A 26,557-nucleotide genomic window follows, 5' to 3' on the forward strand; every position below is an offset into this window, starting at 1 on the left:
AGCGGTTTGCTGTCCTTTTCTGATTAGTCTTTCTATTTGTCGACTTAGCAAGTTACGCCAATAGCGTTATCGTTTTGCCAGTAAAGCTGCCACTGCTCTTCACTAGCACTACAACCACAGCCTTTATTGCATGAACCTAATTTTACAACTCGCAGCTTATGGCGTTTCACCCAAGGTTGCAGCATAGCAAGGGCGGCGTCATCACTAAGCGAAAAATGCTTAGCAACTTGATTTAGTAACACGCCAGGGTTTTCTTCAATATAGCTTCTAAGCGCTTGTAGTATCATAGTGCTCTGCCTTTTGACGCTTTAAAAACAGTACCCAAACACTTAATACAATCACCATAGCCACTAACAACACACTGGATGACATAGGTGCTTGCTGCCAAGTAGCCGCTTGATAGTAAATAGTCGAGGTGCAGTAAGCGAGTAAGGTAGACCATACTCCAATTAACCTTGCCCATTTAAGCCCAAGCTCTTTAACCAAAGCGCCCATTGCCGCTGCACAAGGCATGTAGAGCAAAATAAACAACATGAAGGATACTGCCGATGCTTGGCTAAAGTGCTGTGATAACTGCGACATTGTGCCAACATCTACTTCGTTGATTTCTGCAGCGCTGGTTAAATCCTCAGCTTCTTCAATGGCAATGCCCAGCGGGTCGCCATAATCAAGATCGTTGAAGTTATCGATGATGCTTTGCCCAGCCTCTTGGAAACGCCCTAGATAAGTCCACGCTTCGGCCTCTTCATTTGGGTCGGCATAAAGGCTGTTTAAGGTGCCAATTACTGCTTCTTTGGCAAACAGGCCGGTTACAATACCTACAGTGGCGGGCCAGTTGTCTTGCTCAATGCCCATTGGGCTAAATACCGGTGTAACAAATTGACTAGCTCGAGCTAAAATTGAGTGCTCTTGACCTTCAGCATCCAACTCACCGCCGGTCCCTACGTGGTTAAGAACACTTAATATCGCTACCACTAGAACAATGGTTTTGCCCGCGCCAACTATAAAGCCTCGCACTTTTTGCCAAGTAAGTAGCAATACCCCAAACACTGTTGGGAACTGGTAGTCTGGCAGTTCAAGTACTGAGTCCTGAGCAGTGCCAGGTAGTAGAGTGTACTTAAGCAGCAAGCCAGTAATAATAGCGGCGATGATGCCCACAATGTACAGAGCAAAAACCATATTCTGGCCTTGCTCTGGGAAAAATGCTGCCACAAACAAAGCATATACCGGCAAACGCGCACCACAAGACATAAACGGACTCATGGCTGAGGTTAGCACTCGTTCACGGTGCTTTTCTAATACTCGGGTGGCCATAATAGCTGGCACTGTACAGCCAAAACCCATAAGCATTGGCACAAAGGCTTTACCGGGTAAACCGATAACCTGCATGGCGCGGTCTACAACGAAAGCTGCGCGCGCTAAGTAACCAGAGCTTTCTAGCAAGGCTAAGAATAAATACAAACACGCGATCACCGGAATAAAGGTGGCCACGGTTTGTATGCCTACCCCCACTCCACTGGCCAATACAATGGTCGCCCATTCTGGCGCACCAATACCGGCCAATAGTTCGCTCACACCATCAACAAAAATAGTACCAGCGGTAATATCGAAAAAGTCGATAAACACTGCACCACCATTAATGGCGAACATAAACATCAGGTACATAACACCTAAAAAGGCTGGAATGCCTATCCAACGGTTAAGCAATACTTTATCTAATAGCTCAGAATAGTCGCGGCTTAACTGGCCTTTTTTACTGATACAACTTTGGGTAAGTTGGTAAATAAAGCTATAGCGGCTGTCGGCAAGTTCCAAGTCAACGTCCGTCGTCGAGAATTGGCCTAGCGCTTGGTTCACCTCTAGCTGTAAATCGGGTTCTAACTGCTCGTTTAACCATGGGTCATGCTCAATTAAGCGAAGAATCTGGCCTTTATTTAAACTAAGCTTTTGCTGCCACTCGGAGCTAAAGGCTTCAATCTCAGGTGTGTATTCTAGGCTTAACGCTGGCGCTTGCTGCGCTTGTTCCATTAACTTAGGTAGATTGCGCTTAAAGTCATTCACTTGCTTTTTAGAGGTGGCTGACAAACATACAACAGGCAACTTAAACTGCTCACTAAACTGCTTCACTTTAATATTAAGTAGCTTAGCTTTTGCAGTGTCCATTTTATTAAGAACCAGAACCACTGGTAAGCCAAGCTCTTTAAGCTGAATGCTTAAATACAGGCTACGCTCTACTGCGCTGGCATCAATGACATTAATCACAAGGTCGAGCGGCTCAGATTGCAAGAACTCACAAGCTATTCGCTCATCTAATGAGCTTTTATCTAGCTGAGGATCAATGTTGTATACGCCCGGTAAGTCTACAACTTCTGCTTGCCAATCAGCTTGGCGGATCCACCCAGACTTTTTGTCTACGGTAATCCCACTAAAATTGCCTACTTTTTGCTTACTGCCGGTTAAAGCGTTAAACAAGGTACTTTTACCGCTATTAGGATTTCCTACGGTGGCTATCATATGTTTGTTCATAGACTATCCACCTCAATCGCTTTGGCTTGGCCATTACTTAGCGCAAGGTTAATTCCAGGTGCAGAAACTTGAATTGGGTCCCCAAGTGGAGCACGCCTAATAATGGTTAAGGTAGTATTGGGCAAAATACCCAATGACATAAGCTTTTTGCGCATTGCTCGGGGTAAGCCCTTCAGGCTCAATATTTGGGCCTTTTGACCAGTGGCTATTTCATCCAATGACATGGAACCTCCATACCTAAGTCTAAATAATAATGATTTTCATTTGATTTCATTGTGCGACACACATCACTGTTCCGTGTTGATCTAAATCAAAGGCATTTGCATAGCTTGTTTTTTTTGTGAGAAATTTTTAAGGCTATTTTTTGAAACCTCCTCATTAAATACGCTACCATCAGCGCAACATATGTATAAGGTAGATTGAAGATGTCATTCAAAGACCAACTTTCGCAACTGGTTTACTCAACAGACCAAGGCCGCATTGAACCAGAGCAACAAGCCGAACAAGTGCCTGAAGCAGACGGTTTTATTAAACTGCGTAGAGAAACTAAAGGCAGAAAAGGCAAAGGCGTTACCTGCTTAACTGGCTTTGGTTTAGCAGAAGCTGAACTTAAGACCTTATGTAAAGAGATGAAAAAACACTGCGGCGTTGGTGGTAGCGTTAAAGATTATGTTATCGAAATCCAAGGCGACCAACGCGACAAGCTAGAAGCTTGGCTTAAACAGCGAGATTACAAAACCAAACGCATCGGCGGCTAAACCATTGCCTTTTATAAGGCACTTGGGTATATTCAGCGCGCTTTTGGGGAGTAGCTGCCCATATCAATAAGGTATGGGGCATTTATCAACATACTTAGTGCTCATCACTATGGTAAATGCAGCCTTTATTGGCCTAGCAAGACCAAATGCACATTAACGCCATAAAGAGGTGAGCAGCGTTGTGTGCATTGGTTTATCTGCTCGCCTCATATAAGAAATCCAATGGAAGCTTTATTTACTTCAATTACCGCCGTTGCTATTGCCGAAATAGGCGACAAAACCCAACTACTAGCACTTTTGCTGGCTTGCAAATTTCGTAAACCCTTACCCATTATTGCTGGCATCATTATCGCCACTTTACTTAACCATGCTGCAGCTGCTTGGTTTGGCTCATTAGTGCAGCAATGGTTTAACCCAGAAGTATTACGTTGGCTAATTGGCATCTCATTTATAGCAATGGCACTTTGGGTATTGGTGCCAGACAAGCTTGATGAAGATGACAGTAAACTACTCAAATATGGTCCCTTCTTAGCCTCGTTGATTTTGTTTTTTATCGCTGAAATTGGCGACAAAACTCAGGTTGCGACTGTGATACTAGCGGCCAAGTATGACTCGATGCTGATGGTGATTACCGGTACAACTATTGGTATGTGTTTAGCCAATGTTCCAGTGGTATTGCTAGGTAAGCTTGGCGTTGAGAAACTGCCGATGAGCTTAATTCACCGAGTTACCGCTATTTTATTCTTAGCGCTGGGCATTACCACACTGGTATTTTAGTAGCTCTTTTGCTTGAGGCTGATTGTGTTAAACTCTGCCACAAATTGTTAGTAAGGTTGTAATAATGAAACTAGTTCGTTGGATTTTAGGCCGCATTATATTGTTACTAAATGCAGTATTTTCCCCAAAGGGCGTAAAAAGAAGCGCTGAAGAACAAGCTGTAATTGATAAAAAAACTCAAGGTTTACACCTTTACCAGCTACCAGCCTGCCCGTTTTGCGTAAAAGTACGCCGGTCTATGAAGCGCAATAGTTTAAGTATTGGTTTACGCGATATTAAAGCGCAGCCAAAATATCTAGAAGAATTGGTGGCTCAAGGCGGTTCAAGAAAAGTGCCTTGCCTGCGCATTGAAAACGGTGACGAAGTCGAATGGTTGTACGAGTCTAACGACATCATAAACTACCTAGAAGCCAAGGTAGCTTAAAATCAAAAAAGCTCCGCATTGCGGAGCTTTTTACTATTAGCTGCTAAGCCTTAATCAATTTCCATAATATCGCTTGGCATTATTTCGCGCAGACGCTTCCATACTTCGCTGGTCGCAATACCGTAACTACGTACAACCTGCAGGGCTTTATCGTGTTCGCCACTGTCAGCCAAAGCAATCAATTCTTGATAGAAGTTATCCACCAAGGCTCGCGCTTGCGGATCGTCAAAGTAGTATTTACCAACACTTCGATACATGCCTCTAAAGCCATTTAAGATTAGTGCATATAAAGGGTTACCAGAGGCAAACGCTAAGCCATGCAACACTTGATAATCAAACTCGGCATAAGCTTCGCCAGTTTGTTCAAGTTGTTTGTATTGTTCGATAAGCTGACGACTTTTCTCGGGGTTGTTTTTCAATGCACCACGAATAAAAATCACGCTAATGTTGGTTCTTGCTGATAGCAATTGCTCAAACAACTCTGGCACACCGTCACTGTCTAGGCGCGCCAAGGTTTCTAGTATGTTGAGGCCGGCAGTTTCCCAAAAGTTGTTCACCTTGGTGGGCTTACCGTGTTGAATAGTTAGCCAGCCATCTCTTGCTAAACGCTGAAGCACTTCGCGCAAGGTGGTTCGGGTAACACCAATTAATTCAGATAGTTCTCTTTCGGCGGGTAAAATTGTGCCAGGAGCAAAACGGTTATTCCAGATAGATTCAATGATGTATTGTTCTGCGAACCCTGCTGGACTTTTTGCTTTAATTACCATTTTTTACTCAGTCTATTTTCGTTTTTATTGTATCGATAATAACAAACCATTAACTAAAGCTAAAGCAAGTGGTTTGAGCTCAAACCTCCAAATTTGAAAAACTCTTGACTATTTTTATCGACACTTGAATAAATTTGATATTTTCGGTTGTTCAACTACCAAAGCAAAGGGATATCACATACAATCGCGCTCGAGTTTTCGTAGGGGAAACTCGACCTGCCATTTGAACAACAATGAGATTTCAGGATGAATACTAGTCTATCCAGTGCCTTTGCTAAGAACTTTCTTGGCAATGCACCTCTATGGTATAAAAAAGCCATTGTTATATTTCTAATCATTAACCCCATCGTTTTCTATATCAACCCATTTGCCGCTGGTTGGTTATTAGTTATCGAATTTATCTTCACACTTGCGATGGCCTTAAAATGTTACCCACTTCAGCCCGGTGGTTTGCTAGCCATTCAAGCTGTTGCAATAGGCATGACATCTTCTGAAACCGTTAAACATGAACTGGTAGCCAACTTTGAAGTAGTGCTGCTGTTGATCTTCATGGTGGCCGGTATCTTCTTCATGAAGCAGCTTCTGTTGTTTGTGTTCACCAAAATGCTTATCAAGATTAAAGACAAAGCGGTCTTGTCTTTGGCTTTTTGTGCGGCAGGCGCCTTTTTATCTGCCTTCTTAGACGCGTTAACCGTAATTGCAGTAGTGATTAGTGTGGCGATAGGCTTCTACAGCATCTACCACAGAGTAGCCTCTGGTAAAGATTTCAACCAAAAACATGACCATACAAGTGACGAGTTAAGCAGCGATGACTTAGAAGGTTTTCGCGCATTCTTACGAAGCCTAATGATGCATGCGGGTGTAGGTACCGCATTAGGTGGCGTATGTACTATGGTAGGTGAACCACAAAACCTAATTATTGCAGATCAGTCTGGTTGGCAGTTCTTCGAATTTTTCTTACGTATGGCACCGGTATCTCTACCTGTTTTAGTATGTGGTTTAATAACCTGTGTAGCCTTAGAAAAAATTGGCAAGTTCGGCTACGGCACTTTGCTACCAGTTAACGTTCGCCAAATTCTTACTGACTACGACAAGCACGAAGATCAAAAACGTACTAACCGGGACCGCGCTAAATTAATTGTTCAAGCAGTTATCGCTGTTTGGTTAATTGTTGGTCTTGCCTTGCACTTAGCCGCAGTGGGTTTGATTGGATTGTCGGTAATTATTCTTGCCACTTCTTTTACAGGTATTACCGAAGAGCACCAATTGGGCAAAGCCTTTGAAGAGGCCCTGCCATTTACTGCATTGCTAGCAGTATTCTTCTCTATTGTTGCGGTAATCATTGATTTAGAACTGTTTAAGCCGGTGATTCACTGGGTACTATCGATTGAAGATGAAGGCCAATTAGTCGCTTTCTATATAGCAAACGGTTTGTTATCAATGGTTAGTGATAACGTGTTTGTAGGTACTGTTTATATCAACGAAGTTAAAACCGCTTGGTTGGAAGGGCAGATTACCCGTGACCAGTTTGACATGTTAGCAGTAGCGATTAACACCGGTACTAACTTGCCGTCGGTGGCTACGCCAAACGGTCAAGCAGCTTTCTTATTCCTGTTAACCTCGTCGTTAGCACCGCTGCTCCGCTTATCATACGGCCGTATGGTTTGGATGGCTTTGCCATACACTTTTGTATTAGCAGGTGTAGGTTTATTGTGTGTGGAATACGCACTTATTCCAGCTACCCAATACTTCTACGATATGGGGTGGATTAGCCATCACATTGCTGGCGCTGCGTCTGCGGTTTCTGCTGGACATTAAATTTAAAAAGGGCGATGCTTGCATCGCCTTTTTTTATCGGAGTTTCTGATTATGCTCAGCTTTTTAAGCAGCATGCCGTACCAACGTAAACCTTGGTTTCTGCTTTTTATAGGTAGCTTATCGCTAGAACTGTGTGCCTTATTTTTTCAACACGTAATGAAGCTCGACCCTTGCGTTATGTGTATTTATGAACGTGTAGCCATGATGGGTTTAATGCTTGCAGGCCTTATCGGCTGGATGGCCCCGCAGTACCTCATTGTTCGCCTTGCGGCCTTTGGTATGTGGATAGTAAGCGCGGCTTGGGGCTTGCAACTAGCGATTACCCACACCGACTACCAAATGAACCCCAACCCTTTTGCCACCTGTGACTTTTTCGCAAACTTCCCAGAGTGGGCTCCTTTAGACAAATGGGTTCCTTGGTTATTTAACCCAACTGGCTTTTGTGACAAGATTTCATGGATGTTTTTAGGTTGGTCTATGCCACAGTGGCTAATCTTGATATTTGCAGTGTTCTTAGCTGCAAGTGTGTTGTTTTTTGGCCTACAATGGCGCAAAAAATAACCACAAAAAAGCCCGCTTCAAGCGGGCTTTTTTATGGCTTGGTTAGTAAAACTATTCGCACTCGTCCAAAGGCCAGCGCACAATGTAATCTTGTGACTGTCCAGTTAACTGGCTTTCACAAACAATTTTACCGCGCACTGACGCCCCACGCTTATGCATCTCAGAAGCTTTACCTTTGTTTAACAGTGGATGCCACTGCGGCAAGGGTTTACCTTCAATCAAGCGTTTGTAAGCACAACTTGGCGGCAACCAATGAAAGGCGTCTATATCGTCTAGAGTGATTTTCACGCAGTCTGGTACTTTGGCAAAGCGGTTCTCATAGTCGCTGCAGCGACAGCTTTTGCTATTAAGTAATACACAGGCGATATTGGTGTAATAAAGCTCGTCGGTATCTTCGTCAATTAACTTCGACAAACAGCACTTACCGCAGCCATCACACAATGACTCCCACTCTTGAGCATTCATTTGCGCCAGTGTTTTGGTTTCCCAAAATCTTACTTCACTCACTAATTACAACCTCTGTTTCTAGCTCTATATCGGCAACTTTTAAGCCTAGTTTATCACCAATGGTCAATGGACCAACGCCGGCAGGGGTGCCAGTAAGCAATACATCACCAGCTTGCAAGGTAAAACACTGAGAAGCCTCAATTAGCAAGGCTTCAATTGTGCGGATCATTTGGCTGCTACTGCCCTGCTGTTTAGTTTCACCGTTTTGCTTTAGTTGCAAAGCCACATCATCAAGCTCGCTTAAGCACGCAAGCGGTTTAAAAGCGCTAAGCACACAACTATTGTCGAAGGCTTTAGCCCTCTCCCAAGGATGACCGCGCTGTTTAAGCTCTAGCTGAATATCGCGTAAGGTTAAATCTAAGGCCGCAGAGTAACCCCAAACGGCATCATTCAAATCATCTTTAGTTGCGTTCTTTAAGGGCTTGCCAATAAGTAAGGCAAGCTCTAATTCGTAATGAACCTCGCCCAAACCTGTGGGTATAACAACACCCTTGTCAAAGCTGACAAAGGCACTAGGCGGCTTATTAAAAAACACCGCTTGTTTAGCCGGCGCTCCACCCATTTCTTGCATGTGTGCCACATAGTTTTGGCCAACACAAACGGCTTTACTTGGCGAAAGCTTAATTGGCTTACCGTTGCTGTCTTTATGCTGATACATCTTAAAACACCGGCGGGTAAGAGATACGGTCTGCCAGGGTGCCAACTGCCGCTACAAAGTAGTGTGAACGATTCCACTTCATTAACACCCGATAATTATCGTAGGCTAAATAAGCGCGGCCTTGTGCATCATCAGGTTGAACGATAGAGGCTGTAATATCACGAGTAGGTAAATCACTGCCATCGAAGCGACGAACGCCCAAAGCCTGCCATTCGCTCAAGCTTTTAGTGATTTTTAATCCAGAGTTAGCACTGTCATAATCTTTAGGCAGCTGAACTTGTCGACCCCAAGTGAGATCATCACTCCAACCACTTTGTGCTAAATAGTTGGCAGCAGAGGCTAAGGCATCTGCGGTATTGTTCCAAATATCGCTATTACCATCACCGTCAAAGTCCTGAGCGTAAGCGAGGAAAGAGCTTGGCATAAACTGCACCTGACCCATTGCCCCAGCCCAAGAGCCTTTCATTTTATTCGGTTCTATATGGCCGTCATCTAAAATACGAAGAGCATTCATCAATTCTTTCTTGAAAAACGCTTCGCGACGTCCTTCAAAAGACATGGTTGAAAGCGCCGACACTACATTATAGTTACCGGTAAATTTACCAAAATTAGATTCAACACCCCATAAGGCGATAATAAAGCGAGGTTGCACCTTATACTTTTTTTCTATCTCTTTAAGCAAAGGATAATGCTTTTTGTACAAAGCCCGAGCTTGTTGCACCTTCCAATCAGGCACGGCGCGTGGCAAGTAAGTATCTAAGGTAAGCTTAAACTCAGGTTGCTGTTTATCTGCTTTTACTGCTCGTTGGTAAAATTTAGTATTAGTAAAAGCAGCATCAATGGTTTGCTGAGAGATCCCCTGCTCTGCCGCTTCTAATTTAAGTTGTTCAACGTAGTTATCAAAGCCCGGTTCAGCGTGTAACGAGAAGGCAGCCGAGAAGAGCACCGCACTGATAATTTTTTTCACTAACGTCCCCTTTCTATTGGTTTTTAGCTTTAGCCTGCGCGGCCAAATGCTGTTTGAGATAATTCTCTGGAGGTGGTGGAATTTGTAAATAGTAGCCTTGTTCTTTAAACGCGGCTTCTATGGCATCAATTTTTACACTAGCAAAATCTTTAGTTGGTCGTTTAGGCACCAACATCACTAGCTCCTTAGCGCCCATTAATTCAATTAACGAGGCTGGAACTTTCGAAAAATCGTCTTTCTTCTCAATATAGAGATAAGTTTGCTGTTTTTTGAGACTTTTATAGACTGCACAGAACATGAAAATGTTAGTATCCTAGGCACTGATCAGGTTATGCTAAAACGCAGACTATATCAGAATATATGGTGTAGCGTCATCGCTCGTATACAAATGTAAAAAGGAATCCGCTGTTCATGTCCGGACAGGAAATAGAGTTTAAAGGGACAAACTTTACCCTTTCAGTCGTTTACTTAGGAAAAAATGACTTAACGTCATTAAATAACAAACTTATGGAGAAGGTGGCACAAGCGCCTCAGTTCTTCAATTGTGCACCTATCGTAGTAAATATTAGTGAAGTGGATAGTGATTTTGACTTTGACCAGCTTAAAGAAATAGTTGAAGCTCAAGACTTTGTATTAGTGGGTGTAACTGGCTGTAAAACCGCCGAGCAAAAAACCGCAGCTCGTGCTGCTGGCTTAGCAGTTATGACCAGTGGCTCGCAACAAGCAACAGCTAAACCGAGCAAACCAACAGAAGAAAAAGCCCCCACTCCCCCAGCTGCTCCGTCGATAGTACCTAGCAAAATTGTTCGTGGCCAAATTCGTTCTGGCCAACAAATTTATGCCCAAAATACCGACTTAGTAGTAATTGGCTCCGTAGGAAACGGCGCTGAAGTAATAGCCGATGGCAACATACATATTTACGGCGCGTTAAGAGGCCGAGCTATCGCAGGCGCAAGTGGCAGAAAAGACAGCAAGATTTTTTGCCAAAACTTGCAAGCAGAACTTATTTCAATTGCTGGTGTTTATATGCTGCATGAGCAAATCGGTGAGCATGCCGATTCGCCGCAATGTATTCAAATAGAAGATCAGCAAATCGTATTTGGTAATTTAAGTTAACCCCGTTAACGAATTTATAAAGGAAAGATAATGGCTAAGATTATCGTTGTAACCTCAGGAAAAGGTGGCGTAGGTAAAACAACCTCCAGTGCTGCTATTGGTACTGGTCTCGCCATCAAAGGTTTTAAAACTGTAATCATCGATTTTGATATTGGCTTACGTAACCTTGATTTAATTATGGGCTGTGAGCGCCGAGTCGTTTACGATTTTGTTAACGTAATCAAAGGTGAATCAAACCTTAATCAATCATTGATTAAAGATAAGCGCACCGACAACCTATACATTTTGCCCGCATCGCAAACTCGCGACAAAGACGCTTTAACCAAAGAAGGCGTGCAAAAAGTACTAGACGATTTAGCCGAGCAAGGTTTTGACTACATTGTTTGTGATTCGCCAGCCGGTATCGAAACAGGCGCAATCATGGCCTTGTACTTCGCCGATGAAGCCATTGTAACCACCAACCCAGAAGTTTCTTCGGTTCGAGATTCAGACCGAATTTTGGGCATGTTAGCCAGCAAATCAAAACGTGCTGAACAAGGCAAAGAGCCAGTTAAAGAGCACCTGCTTTTAACCCGCTACAACCCAGAAAGGGTTAATCGTGGCGACATGTTAAGTGTTGAAGACGTGCAAGACATTCTTGCTATTCCATTACTGGGTGTGATTCCGGAATCACCAGCTGTGCTTAAAGCCTCTAACTCTGGTGAACCAGTAATTTTGGATACTGAAAGCGATGCAGGTTTAGCTTACGACGATGCGGTAAGCCGCTTAATTGGTGAAAGTGTAGATTTCCGCTTTTTAGAAGAACAAAAGAAAGGCTTATTTAGCCGCATATTTGGAGGATAACAATGTCTCTTTTAGACTACTTTCGAACGTCAAAACAGTCTAAAACGGCGGCAACCGCCAAAGAACGACTGCAAATTATTGTTGCCCACGAACGTGGACAACGCAGTGGGCCAGATTACCTGCCTGCAATGAAGCAAGACATTATAGAAGTGATTAAAAAGTACGTAGATATTAACTCAGACCAAGTGAATGTTAGCTTGGACAATAAGAGTGAAGATATAAGTGTACTAGAGCTAAATATTACGCTTCCTGAGCAACGTGATTAGCAAATAGAGGCTGACGCCAACCGGTAAGTAGCAAAGGTAGCTCTGCTGCTTGCCGGTCTTCTTTCCAGAGCCAAGATAAATACTGATTAAGCATTTTCTTACTGGCCAATACATCCTCGGGTAAGCCCGACTCTTCGGCAACTTTCGCCACTACCTTTTTTAACTCTTGAATGCTTTTCTTGTAATCAGGGTAATCAACAATACGTTTTATTGCCTTAGGAAAATCGACAGTTTTAACTTGCTGCCCCTGCTTAACGAGCTTTAATAAACGCTGACCATGAATCCGCAGTTCTTGCGGCGGCAAACTAAGCCGTTGTAGTTGTTCCATAGAACTTGGCTGATAACGCGCCAAACTCCATAAGCTATCGCCGTGAACAACGTTATTTATCGCTAAGTCTCTACTAGCAGCTTGCTGAGCGCGCCAGCGAGCCAATACCTGCAAAACTGCAAGTTGTTGCGGATTGAGCTTCCAGGCATTTTTAATATCTTTGTAAGCTTCATCTTGATTGAACACGCGCTTTTTCTGAGCCGCTAATCGCGCACTCTCTTCTAAAGCGGCTTCAAAGCGCCCTTCTTCTTTAAGTTGTTGCTGAATCTTTAAATAAGCAGGCAATAGGTAGATAACATCTAAAGCTGCATATTCCAGTTGAGAAGAACGCAGTGGCCGCGCTAGCCAATCAGTGCGTGATTCACCTTTATCAATATGGATGCCTAATTCGGTATCGATAAAACGCTGGTAGCCTAAACTAATACCATGTCCAAGGAAGGCAGCGCCTACTTGAGTATCAAATACACTAAGGCCAAATTGACCGCTTACCCGCTGAATAATTTCTAAGTCTTCACTAAAGGCATGCAATACCCAATGATGCTTAACTAAAGCTTGCCAAAGAGGTGGCATGTCTACTTTTAGCGGGTCGACTAAATAACATTGCTGGCCGTCAAAGATCTGCAGTAAACCAAGTTGTGCGTAGTAGGTGCGAGTACGAACGAATTCAGTATCAATGGCGAGCACCATTGGTGCTTGTTCATTTAAAAAACGCAACAGAGGCGCAAGTTGCGCCTCTGTTTCTATCATGTCGAAGTTTACGTCTGCCAAAATTGCGGCGTCCTAGTGGAAAGCATCTTAGTATTAGCTATTTTACGGTTTATGCCTCTTCGCGCAAGGCTCGACGTAAGATCTTACCCACATTTGTTTTAGGAAGTTCATCTCTAAACTCTACTAGCTTAGGCACCTTATATGCTGTAAGAAACTCTCGGCAATGCTCAATGATTTGCTTCTCAGTGAGTGACTCATCTTTTTTAACCACAAATACTTTTACGGTTTCGCCGCTTACATCATTAGGTACGCCTACTGCGGCCACTTCCAACACTTTGGCATTGCTGGCTACAACTTCTTCCACTTCATTTGGGAATACGTTAAAGCCCGATACCAAAATCATGTCTTTTTTGCGGTCTACAATATGGAAAAAGCCTTGCTCATCAACCGTGGCGATATCACCAGTTGCAAACCAGCCTCCCGGCATAGATTCTTCAGTGGCTTCTGGGCGTTGCCAATAGCCTTGCATAACCTGCGGACCTTTAACCAGTATCTCGCCCGATTCACCATCGGCAACTTCGTCGCCATCTTCACCCACCAACTTAATATCGGTAGACGGTGCAGGCAGACCAATACTGCCGTTATAAGCTTCTAGATCGTAGGGACACACAGTTACCAGCGGTGCACACTCAGTTAAGCCATAACCTTCAATTAAGCGAGAGCCGGTAACGTCCTGCCAACGCTCAGCAACAGCGCGTTGCACCGACATACCACCACCTAATGAAAGGCGTAAACGAGAGAAATCTAACTTGGCAAAATCCTCATGGTTTAACAGCGCATTAAATAAAGTATTTACCCCAGTTATCGCGGTAAATGGTGTTTTAGCCAGCTCTTTGGTAAAGGTAGGAATATCACGAGGATTGGTAATAAGTAGGTTTTGGCAACCAAGTGCGAAAAACACCATGCAGTTCGCTGTTAATGCGAAGATATGGTAAAGCGGTAAAGCGGTAACCACCACTTCTTGGCCTTCGCGCAAACAAGGACCAACAATGCCTAAAGCTTGAAGTAAGTTAGCCACCATATTTTTATGTGACAACATGGCACCTTTAGCCACACCTGTTGTGCCACCGGTATATTGTAAAAAGGCTAAGTCTTCGCTTTGAACCTCAGGCCTAACATACTGTAAATGCTGACCTTTAGATAATAAGTAACGAAGTGATTGGGCGTGTGGTAAATGATACTTGGGCACCATTTTCTTCACATATTTCACCACAAAATTCACTAAGGTGCGTTTAGTGGCCGATAGTTGATCACCTAGACGGGTTAACACTACATGCTCTACGTCGGTTTCTTCAACGATCTCTTCAAGGATATGAGCAAAGTTAGAAACAATAACAATGGCTTTTGCACCACTATCATTTAACTGATGCTTTAACTCGCGTGGCGTATATAGCGGGTTAACATTCACCACTACCATGCCGGCTCGCAGCGCGCCAAATAAACAAATGGGGTACTGCAACAGGTTGGGCATCATTATCGCTACGCGGTCGCCAGCTTTAAGCTTTAACTCGTTTTGAAGATAAGCAGCAAAGGCTCGAGACTGTTCTTCGAGGCGGCGATAGGTCATCACCTGCCCCATATTGATAAATGCGACTCTGTCGGCATGTTTAGCTGCGCCTTCTTCGAAGACATCAAGCAATGTTTGATAACGCGCTAAGTCTATCTCTGCAGGAACATCCTTAGGGTATCGATTAAGCCAAACCTTATCCACGCAGTTCTCCTAAACAATTCAATTACATTAAGTATAAATTGCCCACCAAGTTTATTGTGAATTTTATTATGCACTTGGCGACATTGCTGGCCTTAGAGCTTTAGCTCTAGGATTTCAAACGATTGTTTCATACGGCGTTTAAAATAACAATATATTAACATTAAGCGTAGAGTGTAAGATCAAAAACAGTGAAGTGCTTCAAACAATTGTTTCAATAAAAGCCTGAAGTCGCTGAGCCACAGCTCGCGGGTTTTGCATATGCAGGTGGTGCCCACCACTGAGCATTTCTGTATGTATATTGTTAAACCAGCCCTGACGAAGGGATATGTATTCGGCTGTTAACAGCGGGTGCTCACATGCAGCAAGCAATAAACAAGGGCTTTCGATAGATTGGCAGATTTGTTTAGCCTGTTGCTCACTAAAGCGTAAAGGCGAGCTAAGTTTTAGTTTTTCATCATGCCGCCAGTACCAAAGGCCATCACGCTCTATGGTGGCACGTTCAACCAACAAGCGACTATTCTCTTGGCTAATACCATTGGTGTTGGCTCGAAGCTTTACCGCATACTCTAATTCTGCAAACCCTTTCGCGGGCTTCAATTGCTGACGCTGACGAATCGCTTTTGCCATATGAGAAGAGGTTTCGCTGCTGGCTAAACTTAAAGGCCCTATTCCATCGATACTGACCAATCCAATCAAGATCTCAGGAAATGCCGCCGCAAAACAACTAGCCACCAAAGCACCTAGCGAATGCCCTACAAGAATAATAGGTTTGTTAAGGTCTAACTCGGCCAAAGCAGCAAATACATCATCAACGTAATCAACGAAGTGATAGTAAGCTTGTCGATGCGGGGAGAGGCCATGCCCAGGAAAGTCTAGGGCAATACAGTGGCTAGTAGGGAACTGGTTAATTAGAGGAATAAAACTAGCTGCGTTGTCCATCCAACCGTGCAACATTACCAAACAACATGGGCTATCGCTGGTTTGTTCTAGATAGGCGAGTTGGCTTTTGGGAAGGCTGGAATTGGTAAGCATAATCTATCGGTAAGGGCGATTAGGCAAATAAATCGATGCCGAACATCTCATTCACTTGCTGGCGTTTAAGCTGATTAGCAACGTCTTGATAGTGAGACACAGCCTCTCCGCCACTGCCAATATTTTGGTCATAGCGGAGCTTTTCTACACTTTTTTCATCCATTACCGCCCACGGCACTACGCCTTTTGGCGCTTGGGTAGCGGTACTTAACTCGGTACTGCTACTAGGCTGTTTAACTTTAGGCTGTTGCGGTATGGGCTGGCCAAGGCCCTGAATTTTCAAGCTATTTATCCTTTAACTATTCTCTACCTGGAAGCTTTTTCCAGGTTACTTTATCTCTAAGATACACAGGTTCTGCATTTTCAGCAGCAACTATGTCGCCACGTTCAAAGGCATATTGAGCATAACTAAGCATATCTCGTGCCGTTGGGTATAACACCGAATCTAACACGCGTACGCCAGAAAATTGACCACTTAATAGTTCTTTGTAAGTTTGCCAACCGGTGCCGACTGCCACACTGGTACTGTGTTTTCCGTCCAACAGATCAGGTTTAATAACTAACTCTTGCTCAACCAAGCGCATCAAGCCTTCTACTAGCAGGTATTCGCCCCAGTAAACCTCACCCATGCGCGCATCAATGGCAGCTAAACAATGTTCAGCATTATGGCTAGCATAAGCTTGTTGCGCCATCGCTTGAAGAGTCGATACGGCCACCATGGGTTTATCTGCGCCAAAGGCTAAGCCTTGCGCAGTGGCTACACCAATACGTACACCGGTAAAGCTTCCTGGCCCACGACCAAAAGCTATGGCATCCACTTGAGTTAAGCTCACACCTGCTTCTGCTAGTACTTCTTCAACAAAAGGTAAGATCTTTTGAGTATGGTCGCGCGGGCTGTATTCTTGCTTGCTGATAACTTCGCCGTTCCATTGCAAAGCAACAGAGCAGTTTTCGGTTGAAGTATCTAAAGCTAATAATTTGGCTGTCATGTTTCCTCAGCGTCTTTTTTAACAAATTCCAGAACTTTCGATAGTTCTCTAGTGCGGGGCATAGCCGGTAAGCTACTAATAAATAAAGAACCATATTCGCGATTAACCAGGCGGTTATCACAAATAATCACTACACCGTGGTCAGCCTGGGTTCTAATCAAGCGCCCCACCCCTTGCTTTAAGCTTATAACCGCTTGCGGCAAATATACCTGACGAAAAGGATCTCCGCCACGCAAACGGCAGTCTTCGCTCTTAGCTTTTAATAATGGGTCATCGGGGGCCGCAAACGGCAGTTTATCGATAATCACACAAGACAATGCCTTACCGGGCACGTCTACGCCTTCCCAGAAAGTACTGGTTGCAACTAACACTGCGTTGCCGTCTTCAACAAACTCGTTGAGCAATTCTTGTTTACCTGCCTCTCCTTGCACCAATACCAATAACTCGGTGCGCTGGCGAAGCTCTGCTGCCACCTTTTGAATCATTCGATGACTGGTACATAAAAAGAAGCAGCGGCCGCCGTTGGCTTCTATTACCGGGGCAAGTTGGTCAAGCATTAACTGCTCGGCATTATGCTGCTTGGTTTCTGGCAAATAACGCGGCACACAGAGTAAGGCTTGTTTTTGATAATCAAATGGACTGTCGAGCAGCATGCTGCTTGCATCTTTTAAACCCATTTGGGTTTGAAAATGCTGAAAATTGCCATCAACAGCCAGCGTTGCTGAGGTAAATACCCACGCAGCATTGCGATCTTCAACTTCACTATTAAAACGCTCTGCAATATTTAGCGGCGTAATGTTTAAGGTAAAGTGCTGACGAGTAGTTTCGTACCAATAGCTAAAGCCGGTGGTATCAACGTCCATGACTTTGTCGAACAAACCACGCATTTTGGCTAAACGTTCAAAACAAGAATCGGCTAACTCGCTACGAGAAAGTGCCAACTTGAGCACTTGATAAACAAAGTCCATGTCTTCTCGCAAGTCTTGCATCATCTCGCCAAAGCGTTTTTGCTTAGCTAGCGGTCGCCATTCACCACGGTCTCGCAAGCCTTCAAAGGCTAGTCGGCATTGGCGAATACGCCGCTCTAGTTTTTGCGAGGCTTTTTGTAATTGCGCCATATCGCGAAGATCGGTTTTATAGCTCAGCTCAATGTCGTTACATAAATCTAAAATTTGCCTACTTGAGAAGTGCTGACCAAAGTAACTAGCGGCGATGTCTGGCAGCTGATGGGCTTCATCAAAAATAAAGGCATCAGCTTCTGGGATTAATTCACCAAAACCAGTTTCTTTAACCACCATGTCGGCAAAAAATAAGTGATGGTTAACCACCACTAGGTCAGCTTCCATGGCGCGGTTTCGCGCTTTAACCAAATAACACTCTTTATACGAAGGGCAATCTCGGCCAAGGCAATTGTCGTTGGTACTGGTAATCAGTGGAAATACGTCAGCGCGCTCAGCCACAGGGCCTAAATCGCTAATATCTCCGCTTTCTTCACCTTGTGCCCAGCTTTTGATTTTGACCAATTCAGCTAAGGTGGCTCTATCTTGGCCACTGCTGTAGTGCGAAAAGCTGTTTAGCCTTTCTATGCATAAATAATTAGCGCGCCCTTTTAATAAGGCAATCGATTGATTGTATTTAAGGGCTTTTTGCATGCGCGGTAGGTCTTTAGTAAACAGCTGATCTTGCAGTGCTTTACTACCAGTGCTAATGACGATTTTTTTGCCGCTGTCCATGGCTGGCACTAAATAAGCGAAGGTTTTACCGGTGCCGGTACCCGCTTCTACCAGCAAGCTGCCGCGATCGTCTATAGCCTGTGCTACTGCATTGGCCATTTCACCTTGTTGAGGACGAGGAGAGAAGCCATCAATGGCCTTGGAAAGTAATCCATCTTTGGCGAAATATTGCTGTTTCAATCTAAATTCCGGCAAGCAAAAGTCGCCGCAACTATACCAGCCGAATCAAACGAGACCAAACTTAAAACTAAACAAACAAGTCAATGTTATGTGGGTCGTCGGGATCTGGCTTTTTTTTCTGCGCTTGCTGCTGTTCTTGGCCTGATTTAGGTCGCACTTGAATATCATTTTGTGCAGCGGCTTTGCCCTTTTTAACCACTTTAGTAGTTTTAATTGGCGGTGCCTTACCGTCAGGCTTTGCTGGTGCCCTTGGCAAAATTGGTAGAATCGCATCTTGGCTCACAACTAGGCCTCCTTTCTCGGGTTTCCCTACTATATTATCGGTCAAATTTTAAACAACTTTAATCTATTCAAAAAAAGCCATTAAAAAAGGTTGCAATTTAGCGCTAGCTTGGTAACTTTATGCCCATTATTGCCATCAAGGCAAAACACACGTTGACAGGAACGTTACATGATTTTTAACCAGCTGAAGCATCATCACTACCATCATCCAGAATAAGCTTCAGGCGGTTATCTGCTGGAAGCTTGTAAGATGCTTCCGGTGGTAGAATATAACAATATTGCAAACCCCCGGAAGGTAATCCTCCCGGGGGTTTTTTAGTTTTATAATTAGGGACATAAACATGACAGAGCAAAAACGACTACGCATCGCCATCCAAAAATCAGGACGTCTAAGCGATGATTCACAGGCACTATTAAAAAGCTGCGGAATGAAAATCAACCTCCGCCAACAACGCCTAATCGCCCATTCAGAAAACATGCCAGTAGATCTACTACGTGTGCGCGATGACGATATTCCAGGCCTAGTAATGGACGGTGTGGTTGATTTCGGTATCGTTGGCGAAAACGTATTAGAAGAAGAAACCATGTTGCGCACCGCGCAAAATGAGCCAACCGACTGCGATATTCTAAAACGTTTAGATTTTGGCGATTGCCGCTTCTCGCTAGCCGTAGCCGAAGAATTTGATTACACCGGCCCGCAATGTTTGGCTAACAAGCGCATTGCCACTAGCTACCCAGGTATTTTAAAGCGCTACCTCGATGAACAAGGTGTACCATTCTCAACGTGTATGCTTGCTGGTTCTGTTGAAGTAGCCACTCGCGCTGGCCTAGCCGACGCAATTTGTGATTTAGTGTCTACTGGTGCAACTCTTGAAGCCAACGGCCTTAAAGAAGTAGAAGTTATCTACCGCTCTCAAGCCGTGTTAATTAAATCTAAAAACAAGTTAAGTGACGAGCACCAAGAGCTGTTAGACCGCTTGCTAATGCGTATGCAAGGCACCATGGAAGCGAAAGAAAGCAAATACATCATGCTGCACGCACCAAAAACACATCTTGACCAGATCGTTGACTTACTGCCAGGCAGTGAGCACCCAACTGTACTAGCACTTGCCGGTGACGAAGATAAAGTAGCCCTGCATGTTGTAAGTACCGAAAACCTATTCTGGGAAACCATGGAAAAACTAAAAACCTTAGGTGCTAGCTCTATCCTAGTAATGCCAATCGAGAAGATGTTGAGATAACAAACATGCAAACGGTAATTTGGAAGCAACTAAATGAAGAGCAACAACAACAGGTGCTGTCCCGCCCTGCGGTTAATAGCTCGACCGACATTGCTGGAATTGTTGCTGATGTAGTAAAGCAAGTTCGTGAACAAGGTGACCAAGCGCTAATTGCGCTTGCCGCCAAGTTTGATAAAACTGAACTTGCTGCTGTGCGTGTATCTCAGCAAGAGATTGATAACGCGGAAGAAGGTTTAAGTGAAGAATTTAAACAGGCAGTAGCGCAAGCTAAAGCCAATATTGAAGTGTTTCACCAAGCGCAAAAACCACAGCCAATTAGCCTAGAAACTCAACCTGGCGTGCGCTGCGAAATGCACTACGCCGCCATTAGCAATGTTGGCTTATATGTACCAGGTGGAACTGCACCGCTACCTTCAACAGTATTAATGTTGGCTATTCCAGCCCGCATTGCAGGTTGTAAGAAAGTAGTATTAAGCTCCCCACCACCGATTGCACCAGAAATCCTCTATACCGCTAAGCTATGTGGTGTAGACGAAGTATATGCGGCCGGCGGCGCGCAAGCAATTGCCGCAATGGCCTATGGTACCGAGAGCGTCGCTAAGTCAGATAAAATATTTGGCCCTGGTAATGCCTTTGTAACGCAAGCTAAGCAACAAGTGAGTGGCGATCACGCCGGTGCTGCTATCGACATGCCCGCTGGCCCATCAGAAGTGTTAGTAATAGCCGATGATAAAGCCAATCCAGCCTTTGTTGCCGCCGACTTATTATCGCAAGCCGAACACGGCCCAGATTCGCAGGTTATTTTACTCACTACCTCAGAGCAACAAGCTGCAGCGGTAAACACTGAACTGGCTCGCCAGTTAGCCTTGCTTAGTCGCAATAATATTGCCGACCAAGCGTTATCGCACAGTACCGCCATTGTAGTGAACGACTTAGCCCAAGCGGTTCAAGTAAGTAACCTGTATGGTCCAGAGCACTTGATAGTACAAACCGAGCAAGCGCGTGAACTGCTGCCAAACATTGAGAATGCCGGTAGTGTGTTCTTAGGTAAGTGGACGCCAGAATCGGTAGGTGATTATGCCAGCGGCACCAATCACACGCTGCCAACGTATGGCTATACTCGCACTTACTCAAGTCTTGGCACTTTAGACTTTATGAAGCGTTTCACGGTTCAGGAATTAAGCCAACAAGGGCTAAAAGACCTAAGCAGCGCAGTAGTGCCAATTGCTAATGCAGAAGGCTTAGACGCTCACCGCAGAGCGGTAACGCTGCGCTTAGGCGAGGAACAATAATATGTCAGTGACTCAATTAGCTCGCAAAAAAATTCAGGCGCTAGTGCCTTACCAAAGCGCCCGTCGCATTGGTGGCAGCGGCGAAGTATGGCTAAACGCCAACGAGAGCCCAGATGTTAGCGACTTCAGCTATGAAGGTGACGAACTAAACCGCTACCCAGAGTTTCAGCCAGAAGCCTTAATCAATGGCTATGCTGCCTACGCAGGTGTTGAGCCAAGCCAAGTATTGGCTAGCCGCGGCGCCGATGAGGCCATTGAAGTGCTGATTCGCGCCTTTTGTGAACCAAATGAAGATAGCATCGTAATCTGCGCCCCCACCTACGGCATGTATGCAGTAAGCGCCGAAACCATTGGCGTAGAAATCAAAACCGTAGCGCTAGACGCAAACTTTGACCCCGACTACGCAGCGCTTGCAAAAATAGACAGTAAAATTATCTTTTTGTGTGCACCAAACAACCCCACTGGCAACATGCTAGACGTAGCCAAGCTGTGTGAGTTATTAAGCGCCCAAAAAGACAAAGCATTAGTGGTAGTAGATGAAGCCTACATTGAGTTTTGCGAAGAACTTAGCGTGGTTAAACTGCTCGGCGACTACGACAACTTAGTGATCACACGCACTCTATCTAAAGCCTTTGCTTTAGCCGGCCTTCGTTGTGGCTTTACTGTAGCCGGCACCGAAGTAATAGAAGTAATGAGCAAAGTGATTGCCCCTTACCCTATTGCTCGCCCAGTAGCAGAAATCGCAACTAAAGCCTTAACCACAGAAGGCCTAGGCATTATGCGCGAGCGTGTTGCTCGCCTAAATGCGATTCGCGGCCAGACGGTTGAAGATTTACGTCAACTCAACATCGTTAAAGAAATATTTCCCGCTACAGGTAATTACATCCTAGTGCGCTTCGACGACTCTGCCCGCATATTTAAAACGCTGGGTGAGCAAGGCATTGTACTGCGTGATTTCGCCAACAAGCCGCGTTTAGAAAACTGCATTCGCATTAGTATTGGTAACCAGCAAGAAGTGGCCGCCACTGTATCAGCAATTCAAGGATTGGAGCGAACTTAAGTGAGCCAAGTAAAACAAAAGATCTTATTTATCGACCGTGACGGCACCATGATCGACGAACCTATCACCGACAAACAGGTAGATAGCGTAGAGAAAGTGAAACTAGAGCCACAAGTAATCCCAGTATTGCTTAAGCTACAAGCTAATGGCTACCGCTTAGTAATGGTGACTAACCAAGACGGTCTAGGCACCGACAGCTTTCCAGAAGCGGATTTTCACTTAGCGCAAAACTACATGATGGATATCTTTGAGTCACAAGGTATCAAGTTTGACGACGTGCTAGTGTGCCCACACTTTGATGAAGACAACTGCAGCTGTCGTAAACCTAAACTGGGTCTAGTGAAAGGCTACCTAAAAAGCGGCGTAATCGATTTTGCTAACTCTTACGTGATTGGCGACCGCCATACCGATATGCAGCTAGCTGAAAACATGGGGCTTGAAGGCCTGCAATATCAGCGCGATGGCCTTAATTGGGTAGCGATTGAAAAACAGCTAACTCAGCTTGGTCGCAAAGCCAAGGTAGAGCGCAATACCAAAGAAACCCAAATTAGCATCGCGGTTGATTTAGACAACGCAGGCGGCAGCCAAATTGATACCGGCCTAGGCTTTTTTGACCACATGCTGGACCAAATTGCTACCCACGGCGGCTTTCAACTTAACTGTAAAGTAGTGGGCGATTACCATATCGACGACCACCACAGTGTAGAAGACACCGCCATCGCACTTGGCCAAGCACTTAAAGAAGCCTTAGGCGACAAACGTGGCATTGGCCGATTTGGTTTTGTATTGCCTATGGACGAATGCTTAGCTCAATGTGCCCTAGATTTAAGCGGCCGCGCTCACCTAGAGTTTAAAGCTGACTTTACTCGCGACAACATTGGCGATTTCGCCACCGAGATGGTTGTGCATTTCTTCCGCTCGTTAAGCGATGCCATGGCTTGTACTCTGCATTTAGAAACCACCGGTAAAAATACTCACCACATGGTGGAAGCCCTGTTTAAAGTATTTGGCCGTGCCCTAGGTCAAGCTATCGTAAAATCAGGCGATGCCATGCCTAGCAGCAAAGGCACGCTATAAGCGCCTGCTTTAAAGGATAAGAGCAAACATGAACGTAATTATTGATACAGGATGTGCCAACTTATCTTCGGTGAAATTTGCCGTAGAACGTTTGGGCTTTCCAGTAACAGTGAGCCGCGATCCACAAGTGATTTTAGCGGCCGACAAACTGTTTTTGCCGGGTGTAGGTACGGCAAGCGAAGCCATGAAAAACCTCGCCGACCGCGAGCTTATCGACTTAGTAAAACAAGTTAAAAAGCCACTGTTAGGTATTTGCTTAGGTATGCAAATGTTGGCCGAGTTCTCCATTGAAGGCGGCGCTAAAGAAGCTGAAGAGCCAGTACCGTGTTTAGGCCTAGTGCCAGGTACCGTAAGCTTAATGAAGCCAAGTGCTGGCCAACGCCTGCCGCACATGGGTTGGAATCAAATTCAACCTAAAGCCGATCACCCTCTGTTCAAGGGCATTGAAGCAGGCAGCTACTTTTACTTTGTGCACAGCTACGCCCTGCCAGTAAACGCCGCCACCATTGCCGAATGTGATTATGGCAAGGCCTTTACTGCTGCCGTAAACAAAGACAACTTTTACGGGGTGCAATTTCACCCTGAACGTAGCGGCCAAGCCGGTGCGCAATTAATCAAAAACTTCTTGGAGATGTAACACATGATCATTCCTGCTTTAGATTTAATCGACGGAAAGATTGTGCGTTTGTTCCAAGGTGATTACGCACAAAAAACCATTTACGGTGACGACCCACAAGCACAGTTTTCTGAGTACCACAGCCAAGGTGCTGATTGGTTACACTTGGTTGATTTAGACGGCGCTAAAGATACCAGCGCTCGCCAATTAGATGTGATTGCCCAGCTACTTAAAAACACTCCTGCTAAAATTCAAATCGGTGGCGGTGTGCGTAGCGAGCAAGACGTAAAAGACTTACTAGATGCAGGTGCAGAGCGCGTAGTAATAGGCTCTACTGCCGTTAAACAGCCAGAAATTGTAGCTAAGTGGATGGAAAAATACGGCGCAGAACACATTGTGCTAGCGCTAGACATTAACATCGACGCTCAAGGCAACAAGGTAGTAGCAGTATCTGGCTGGCAAGAAGACAGCGGCGTAACCATTGAAGAGCTAGTAGCTATTTACGCCCCTGTAGGTCTTAAGCACGTACTGTGTACCGACATTTCTAAAGACGGCACGCTTGAAGGCTCAAACGTAAGTTTGTACCGCGAGTTATGCGCTCAGTACCCAGATATTCAATGGCAAAGTTCTGGCGGCATTGGCGACCTAGACGATATTGCAGCACTAACAGATACAGGCGTAGCTGGCGTAATTGTTGGCCGCGCATTGTTAGAAGGTAAGTTCAACGTAGAGCAAGCCATAGCCTGCTGGCAGCAAGGAGGCAACAATGCTAGCTAAACGAATTATTCCCTGCCTAGACGTAAAAGACGGCATGGTGGTAAAAGGCGTTAAGTTTCGTAACCACGAAATTATTGGCGACATTGTACCGCTAGCTAAACGTTACGCTGAAGAAGGCGCAGACGAGCTGGTGTTCTACGATATTACCGCTAGCTCAGACGAGCGCGTAGTAGACAAAAGCTGGGTAAGTCGCGTAGCCGAAGTAATCGACATTCCCTTTTGTGTAGCCGGTGGCATTAAAACCATTGAAGACGCCAACCGCACCTTACAAAACGGCGCCGACAAAATCTCAATCAACTCCCCTGCTCTGGCCGACCCAAGTTTGATCACTAAGCTGGCCGACAAATTTGGCGTGCAGTGCATAGTGGTAGGTATTGATTCTTACTACTGCGACGAAACCAGCCAATACCAAGTTAAGCAGTTTACCGGCGACGAAAAGCGCACAGTAACTACCACTTGGAATACCTTTGACTGGGTTAAAGAAGTGCAAGCACGTGGCGCAGGCGAAATAGTACTAAACGTAATGAACCAAGATGGCGTGCGCCAAGGTTACGATTTAGAGCAACTAAGCCGAGTGCGTGAGATTTGTAATGTGCCTTTAATCGCCTCTGGCGGTGCTGGCGAAATGCAGCACTTTAAAGACGCTTTCAAGATCTCCGATGTAGACGGCGCATTGGCTGCCAGCGTTTTCCATAAAAGCATTATTGATATTGGTGAACTAAAACAATATCTCAAACAACAAGAGGTGGCAATTCGACTATGAGCCAGTTTGAAGAACTAAATCAAAAGATTAACTGGGACAAAGTCGAAGGCTTAATCCCTGCCGTGGTACAAAACGACCACAGCGGCCAAGTATTAATGCTAGGTTACATGAACAGTGACGCGCTAGCTAAAACCCTAGACACCCAGCAAGTAACCTTCTTTAGCCGCACCAAGCAGCGACTATGGACCAAAGGTGAAACCTCGGGCAACGTGCTAAAGCTTAAAGGCATTACCCTAGATTGCGACCAAGATACTTTATTAGTAGCTGTTGACCCTATTGGCCCAACTTGCCACCTAGGCAACCCAAGCTGCTTTGACGGCCACCAAGAGCCTAAACTTACCTTTATCGCCCAACTACAAGCCGTATTGGCCGAACGTAAGCTAGCCGACCCAGAAGAAAGCTACACCGCTAGCCTATTCGTCCGCGGCACCAAGCGCATTTGCCAAAAAGTCGGTGAAGAAGGCGTAGAAGTTGCCTTAGCAGCCATGGCTAACGACCGCGAAGAGCTGGTAAACGAAAGCTCTGACTTGCTCTATCACTTACTAGTACTGCTAGAAAAACAAGAAGTAGGTTTTGACGAAGTAGTGGCTTGTTTGCAGGCAAGGCATAAGTAAGGCTTAACACCTTCTTGTTAAAAACAAAAAACCAGCGTAATGCTGGTTTTTTTTACAACATCTATAAATAGCGACTAACTCATTTTTGGACAATTCCGAGTTACGG

31 protein-coding genes, 1 riboswitch and 1 other annotated feature are annotated in these 26,557 nt (G+C 45.0%); of the genes, 16 read left to right on the forward strand and 15 right to left on the reverse strand.

The features are described 5' to 3' along the window. Positions 1 to 44 precede the first annotated feature (44 nt). The 3 genes from G6R11_RS08795 to G6R11_RS08805 are packed head-to-tail and all read right to left on the reverse strand — an operon-like array spanning position 45 to position 2,750. Positions 45 to 287 (reverse strand): FeoC-like transcriptional regulator, encoded by a 243-nt coding sequence (locus G6R11_RS08795; RefSeq protein WP_163132703.1) that lies wholly within the window; start codon positions 285 to 287, stop codon positions 45 to 47. Continuing rightward, positions 268 to 2,526: a Fe(2+) transporter permease subunit FeoB gene (gene feoB / locus G6R11_RS08800; protein ID WP_163132704.1), complete on the reverse strand. Its 2,259-nt coding sequence runs from the start codon at positions 2,524 to 2,526 to the stop codon at positions 268 to 270. Before feoB ends, G6R11_RS08795 begins: the two co-directional genes overlap by 20 nt. Then, positions 2,523 to 2,750: a FeoA family protein gene (locus G6R11_RS08805; RefSeq protein ID WP_163132705.1), complete on the reverse strand. Its 228-nt coding sequence runs from the start codon at positions 2,748 to 2,750 to the stop codon at positions 2,523 to 2,525. The genes feoB and G6R11_RS08805 overlap by 4 nt, the downstream gene beginning before the upstream one ends. A 201-nt stretch (positions 2,751 to 2,951) precedes the next feature. On the opposite strand from G6R11_RS08805, the gene yciH reads away from it, so the two are divergent. The 3 genes from yciH to G6R11_RS08820 all read left to right on the forward strand — a co-directional run bounded on the left by yciH (position 2,952) and on the right by G6R11_RS08820 (position 4,485). Further along, positions 2,952 to 3,284 carry a stress response translation initiation inhibitor YciH gene (gene yciH / locus G6R11_RS08810; RefSeq protein WP_163132706.1) on the forward strand — a complete coding sequence of 111 codons (333 nt, stop codon included), beginning with the start codon at positions 2,952 to 2,954 and terminating at the stop codon, positions 3,282 to 3,284. Positions 3,285 to 3,317: 33 nt separating this feature from the next. Continuing rightward, positions 3,318 to 3,499, forward strand: a riboswitch (yybP-ykoY riboswitch). Between the two features lie 7 nt (positions 3,500 to 3,506). Continuing rightward, the gene (locus G6R11_RS08815; RefSeq protein ID WP_163132707.1) at positions 3,507 to 4,061 is read left to right on the forward strand and encodes a TMEM165/GDT1 family protein; all 555 of its coding nucleotides are present in this window, start codon (positions 3,507 to 3,509) and stop codon (positions 4,059 to 4,061) included. Between the two features lie 64 nt (positions 4,062 to 4,125). Further along, entirely contained in the window at positions 4,126 to 4,485 is a 360-nt protein-coding gene (locus G6R11_RS08820) for a glutaredoxin (RefSeq protein ID WP_163132708.1), read from the forward strand. A 50-nt stretch (positions 4,486 to 4,535) separates the two neighbouring features. On the opposite strand, the gene fadR is transcribed toward G6R11_RS08820, so the two are convergent. Continuing rightward, positions 4,536 to 5,252 carry a fatty acid metabolism transcriptional regulator FadR gene (gene fadR / locus G6R11_RS08825; protein ID WP_163132709.1) on the reverse strand — a complete coding sequence of 239 codons (717 nt, stop codon included), beginning with the start codon at positions 5,250 to 5,252 and terminating at the stop codon, positions 4,536 to 4,538. Between the two features lie 246 nt (positions 5,253 to 5,498). On the opposite strand from fadR, the gene nhaB reads away from it, so the two are divergent. Both nhaB and dsbB read left to right on the forward strand, forming a co-directional pair. Beyond that, positions 5,499 to 7,070 carry a Na(+)/H(+) antiporter NhaB gene (gene nhaB, locus G6R11_RS08830; protein WP_163132710.1) on the forward strand — a complete coding sequence of 524 codons (1,572 nt, stop codon included), beginning with the start codon at positions 5,499 to 5,501 and terminating at the stop codon, positions 7,068 to 7,070. Between the two features lie 51 nt (positions 7,071 to 7,121). Further along, positions 7,122 to 7,631 (forward strand): disulfide bond formation protein DsbB, encoded by a 510-nt coding sequence (dsbB, locus tag G6R11_RS08835; RefSeq protein ID WP_163132711.1) that lies wholly within the window; start codon positions 7,122 to 7,124, stop codon positions 7,629 to 7,631. Positions 7,632 to 7,682: 51 nt separating this feature from the next. Here dsbB and G6R11_RS08840 read toward each other — a convergent pair whose 3' ends face one another. From G6R11_RS08840 to G6R11_RS08855, 4 genes are read right to left on the reverse strand one after another with little or no spacing between them, the layout of a single operon-like run. Continuing rightward, entirely contained in the window at positions 7,683 to 8,138 is a 456-nt protein-coding gene (locus G6R11_RS08840; RefSeq protein WP_163132712.1) for a YcgN family cysteine cluster protein, read from the reverse strand. Then, positions 8,131 to 8,796, reverse strand: coding sequence for a fumarylacetoacetate hydrolase family protein (locus tag G6R11_RS08845; RefSeq protein ID WP_163132713.1), 666 nt, complete (start codon positions 8,794 to 8,796; stop codon positions 8,131 to 8,133). Before G6R11_RS08845 ends, G6R11_RS08840 begins: the two co-directional genes overlap by 8 nt. Before the next feature lies 1 nt (position 8,797). Then, complete coding sequence (locus G6R11_RS08850) at positions 8,798 to 9,763, reverse strand: lytic transglycosylase domain-containing protein (protein WP_163132714.1); 966 nt, start codon at positions 9,761 to 9,763, stop codon at positions 8,798 to 8,800. 13 nt (positions 9,764 to 9,776) lie between these two features. Continuing rightward, the gene (locus tag G6R11_RS08855; RefSeq protein WP_163132715.1) at positions 9,777 to 10,061 is read right to left on the reverse strand and encodes a YcgL domain-containing protein; all 285 of its coding nucleotides are present in this window, start codon (positions 10,059 to 10,061) and stop codon (positions 9,777 to 9,779) included. Between the two features lie 113 nt (positions 10,062 to 10,174). Between G6R11_RS08855 and minC the strand changes: the two genes are divergently transcribed. From minC to minE, 3 genes are read left to right on the forward strand one after another with little or no spacing between them, the layout of a single operon-like run. After that, on the forward strand, positions 10,175 to 10,879 hold the full coding sequence (minC, locus tag G6R11_RS08860; protein WP_163132716.1) for a septum site-determining protein MinC: 705 nt from the start codon (positions 10,175 to 10,177) through the stop codon (positions 10,877 to 10,879). Positions 10,880 to 10,909: 30 nt separating this feature from the next. After that, the gene (gene minD, locus G6R11_RS08865) at positions 10,910 to 11,722 is read left to right on the forward strand and encodes a septum site-determining protein MinD (protein WP_163132717.1); all 813 of its coding nucleotides are present in this window, start codon (positions 10,910 to 10,912) and stop codon (positions 11,720 to 11,722) included. 2 nt (positions 11,723 to 11,724) lie between these two features. Next, positions 11,725 to 11,988: a cell division topological specificity factor MinE gene (gene minE / locus G6R11_RS08870; RefSeq protein WP_016401092.1), complete on the forward strand. Its 264-nt coding sequence runs from the start codon at positions 11,725 to 11,727 to the stop codon at positions 11,986 to 11,988. Here the strand turns inward: minE and rnd are convergent. The 7 genes from rnd to G6R11_RS08905 all read right to left on the reverse strand — a co-directional run bounded on the left by rnd (position 11,963) and on the right by G6R11_RS08905 (position 19,012). Then, a complete protein-coding gene (gene rnd / locus G6R11_RS08875) occupies positions 11,963 to 13,084 on the reverse strand; it encodes a ribonuclease D (RefSeq protein ID WP_163132718.1) in 1,122 nt (373 codons plus the stop codon). The two genes, minE and rnd, sit on opposite strands and share 26 nt — an antisense overlap. Positions 13,085 to 13,133: 49 nt before the next feature. Next, entirely contained in the window at positions 13,134 to 14,795 is a 1,662-nt protein-coding gene (gene fadD / locus G6R11_RS08880; RefSeq protein WP_163132719.1) for a long-chain-fatty-acid--CoA ligase FadD, read from the reverse strand. A gap of 198 nt (positions 14,796 to 14,993) precedes the next feature. Next, the gene (locus G6R11_RS08885; protein ID WP_163132720.1) at positions 14,994 to 15,827 is read right to left on the reverse strand and encodes an alpha/beta fold hydrolase; all 834 of its coding nucleotides are present in this window, start codon (positions 15,825 to 15,827) and stop codon (positions 14,994 to 14,996) included. A 19-nt stretch (positions 15,828 to 15,846) separates the two neighbouring features. Beyond that, complete coding sequence (locus tag G6R11_RS08890; protein ID WP_163132721.1) at positions 15,847 to 16,110, reverse strand: hypothetical protein; 264 nt, start codon at positions 16,108 to 16,110, stop codon at positions 15,847 to 15,849. A gap of 16 nt (positions 16,111 to 16,126) precedes the next feature. Next, positions 16,127 to 16,816, reverse strand: coding sequence for a tRNA (adenosine(37)-N6)-threonylcarbamoyltransferase complex dimerization subunit type 1 TsaB (gene tsaB, locus G6R11_RS08895; RefSeq protein WP_163132722.1), 690 nt, complete (start codon positions 16,814 to 16,816; stop codon positions 16,127 to 16,129). Continuing rightward, complete coding sequence (locus tag G6R11_RS08900) at positions 16,813 to 18,729, reverse strand: ATP-dependent DNA helicase (RefSeq protein ID WP_163132723.1); 1,917 nt, start codon at positions 18,727 to 18,729, stop codon at positions 16,813 to 16,815. Before G6R11_RS08900 ends, tsaB begins: the two co-directional genes overlap by 4 nt. 67 nt (positions 18,730 to 18,796) lie before the next feature. Then, the gene (locus G6R11_RS08905; RefSeq protein WP_163132724.1) at positions 18,797 to 19,012 is read right to left on the reverse strand and encodes a hypothetical protein; all 216 of its coding nucleotides are present in this window, start codon (positions 19,010 to 19,012) and stop codon (positions 18,797 to 18,799) included. Positions 19,013 to 19,203: 191 nt separating this feature from the next. Continuing rightward, positions 19,204 to 19,331: a sequence feature (His leader region), on the forward strand. Between the two features lie 21 nt (positions 19,332 to 19,352). On the opposite strand from G6R11_RS08905, the gene hisG reads away from it, so the two are divergent. The 8 genes from hisG to hisIE are packed head-to-tail and all read left to right on the forward strand — an operon-like array spanning position 19,353 to position 26,451. After that, positions 19,353 to 20,252 carry an ATP phosphoribosyltransferase gene (hisG, locus tag G6R11_RS08910; RefSeq protein WP_163132725.1) on the forward strand — a complete coding sequence of 300 codons (900 nt, stop codon included), beginning with the start codon at positions 19,353 to 19,355 and terminating at the stop codon, positions 20,250 to 20,252. 5 nt (positions 20,253 to 20,257) lie between these two features. After that, complete coding sequence (hisD, locus tag G6R11_RS08915; protein ID WP_163132726.1) at positions 20,258 to 21,544, forward strand: histidinol dehydrogenase; 1,287 nt, start codon at positions 20,258 to 20,260, stop codon at positions 21,542 to 21,544. 1 nt (position 21,545) lies between these two features. Beyond that, a complete protein-coding gene (gene hisC, locus G6R11_RS08920) occupies positions 21,546 to 22,604 on the forward strand; it encodes a histidinol-phosphate transaminase (RefSeq protein ID WP_163132727.1) in 1,059 nt (352 codons plus the stop codon). Beyond that, positions 22,605 to 23,681 carry a bifunctional histidinol-phosphatase/imidazoleglycerol-phosphate dehydratase HisB gene (hisB, locus tag G6R11_RS08925; protein WP_163132728.1) on the forward strand — a complete coding sequence of 359 codons (1,077 nt, stop codon included), beginning with the start codon at positions 22,605 to 22,607 and terminating at the stop codon, positions 23,679 to 23,681. Positions 23,682 to 23,709: 28 nt separating this feature from the next. Further along, positions 23,710 to 24,318 carry an imidazole glycerol phosphate synthase subunit HisH gene (hisH, locus tag G6R11_RS08930; protein WP_163132729.1) on the forward strand — a complete coding sequence of 203 codons (609 nt, stop codon included), beginning with the start codon at positions 23,710 to 23,712 and terminating at the stop codon, positions 24,316 to 24,318. 3 nt (positions 24,319 to 24,321) lie between these two features. Next, positions 24,322 to 25,074, forward strand: coding sequence for a 1-(5-phosphoribosyl)-5-[(5-phosphoribosylamino)methylideneamino]imidazole-4-carboxamide isomerase (gene hisA / locus G6R11_RS08935; protein WP_163132730.1), 753 nt, complete (start codon positions 24,322 to 24,324; stop codon positions 25,072 to 25,074). Then, entirely contained in the window at positions 25,064 to 25,837 is a 774-nt protein-coding gene (gene hisF, locus G6R11_RS08940; protein WP_016401105.1) for an imidazole glycerol phosphate synthase subunit HisF, read from the forward strand. The genes hisA and hisF overlap by 11 nt, the downstream gene beginning before the upstream one ends. Beyond that, positions 25,834 to 26,451, forward strand: coding sequence for a bifunctional phosphoribosyl-AMP cyclohydrolase/phosphoribosyl-ATP diphosphatase HisIE (gene hisIE, locus G6R11_RS08945; RefSeq protein WP_163132731.1), 618 nt, complete (start codon positions 25,834 to 25,836; stop codon positions 26,449 to 26,451). Before hisF ends, hisIE begins: the two co-directional genes overlap by 4 nt. Positions 26,452 to 26,557 lie beyond the last annotated feature (106 nt).

This window comes from Agarivorans sp. Alg241-V36 (assembly GCF_900537085.1).
In the GTDB taxonomy this organism is placed as follows: Bacteria; Pseudomonadota; Gammaproteobacteria; order Enterobacterales; family Celerinatantimonadaceae; genus Agarivorans.

Coding starts and splice junctions, on each gene's coding strand:
- G6R11_RS08795 (WP_163132703.1), bottom strand. CDS start 287: ATGATACTACAAGCGCTTAGAAGCTATATTGAAGAAAACCCTGGCGTG.
- feoB (WP_163132704.1), bottom strand. CDS start 2,526: ATGAACAAACATATGATAGCCACCGTAGGAAATCCTAATAGCGGTAAA.
- G6R11_RS08805 (WP_163132705.1), bottom strand. CDS start 2,750: ATGTCATTGGATGAAATAGCCACTGGTCAAAAGGCCCAAATATTGAGC.
- yciH (WP_163132706.1), top strand. CDS start 2,952: ATGTCATTCAAAGACCAACTTTCGCAACTGGTTTACTCAACAGACCAA.
- G6R11_RS08815 (WP_163132707.1), top strand. CDS start 3,507: ATGGAAGCTTTATTTACTTCAATTACCGCCGTTGCTATTGCCGAAATA.
- G6R11_RS08820 (WP_163132708.1), top strand. CDS start 4,126: ATGAAACTAGTTCGTTGGATTTTAGGCCGCATTATATTGTTACTAAAT.
- fadR (WP_163132709.1), bottom strand. CDS start 5,252: ATGGTAATTAAAGCAAAAAGTCCAGCAGGGTTCGCAGAACAATACATC.
- nhaB (WP_163132710.1), top strand. CDS start 5,499: ATGAATACTAGTCTATCCAGTGCCTTTGCTAAGAACTTTCTTGGCAAT.
- dsbB (WP_163132711.1), top strand. CDS start 7,122: ATGCTCAGCTTTTTAAGCAGCATGCCGTACCAACGTAAACCTTGGTTT.
- G6R11_RS08845 (WP_163132713.1), bottom strand. CDS start 8,796: ATGTATCAGCATAAAGACAGCAACGGTAAGCCAATTAAGCTTTCGCCA.
- G6R11_RS08855 (WP_163132715.1), bottom strand. CDS start 10,061: ATGTTCTGTGCAGTCTATAAAAGTCTCAAAAAACAGCAAACTTATCTC.
- minC (WP_163132716.1), top strand. CDS start 10,175: ATGTCCGGACAGGAAATAGAGTTTAAAGGGACAAACTTTACCCTTTCA.
- minD (WP_163132717.1), top strand. CDS start 10,910: ATGGCTAAGATTATCGTTGTAACCTCAGGAAAAGGTGGCGTAGGTAAA.
- minE (WP_016401092.1), top strand. CDS start 11,725: ATGTCTCTTTTAGACTACTTTCGAACGTCAAAACAGTCTAAAACGGCG.
- G6R11_RS08885 (WP_163132720.1), bottom strand. CDS start 15,827: ATGCTTACCAATTCCAGCCTTCCCAAAAGCCAACTCGCCTATCTAGAA.
- tsaB (WP_163132722.1), bottom strand. CDS start 16,816: ATGACAGCCAAATTATTAGCTTTAGATACTTCAACCGAAAACTGCTCT.
- hisG (WP_163132725.1), top strand. CDS start 19,353: ATGACAGAGCAAAAACGACTACGCATCGCCATCCAAAAATCAGGACGT.
- hisD (WP_163132726.1), top strand. CDS start 20,258: ATGCAAACGGTAATTTGGAAGCAACTAAATGAAGAGCAACAACAACAG.
- hisC (WP_163132727.1), top strand. CDS start 21,546: ATGTCAGTGACTCAATTAGCTCGCAAAAAAATTCAGGCGCTAGTGCCT.
- hisH (WP_163132729.1), top strand. CDS start 23,710: ATGAACGTAATTATTGATACAGGATGTGCCAACTTATCTTCGGTGAAA.
- hisA (WP_163132730.1), top strand. CDS start 24,322: ATGATCATTCCTGCTTTAGATTTAATCGACGGAAAGATTGTGCGTTTG.
- hisF (WP_016401105.1), top strand. CDS start 25,064: ATGCTAGCTAAACGAATTATTCCCTGCCTAGACGTAAAAGACGGCATG.
- hisIE (WP_163132731.1), top strand. CDS start 25,834: ATGAGCCAGTTTGAAGAACTAAATCAAAAGATTAACTGGGACAAAGTC.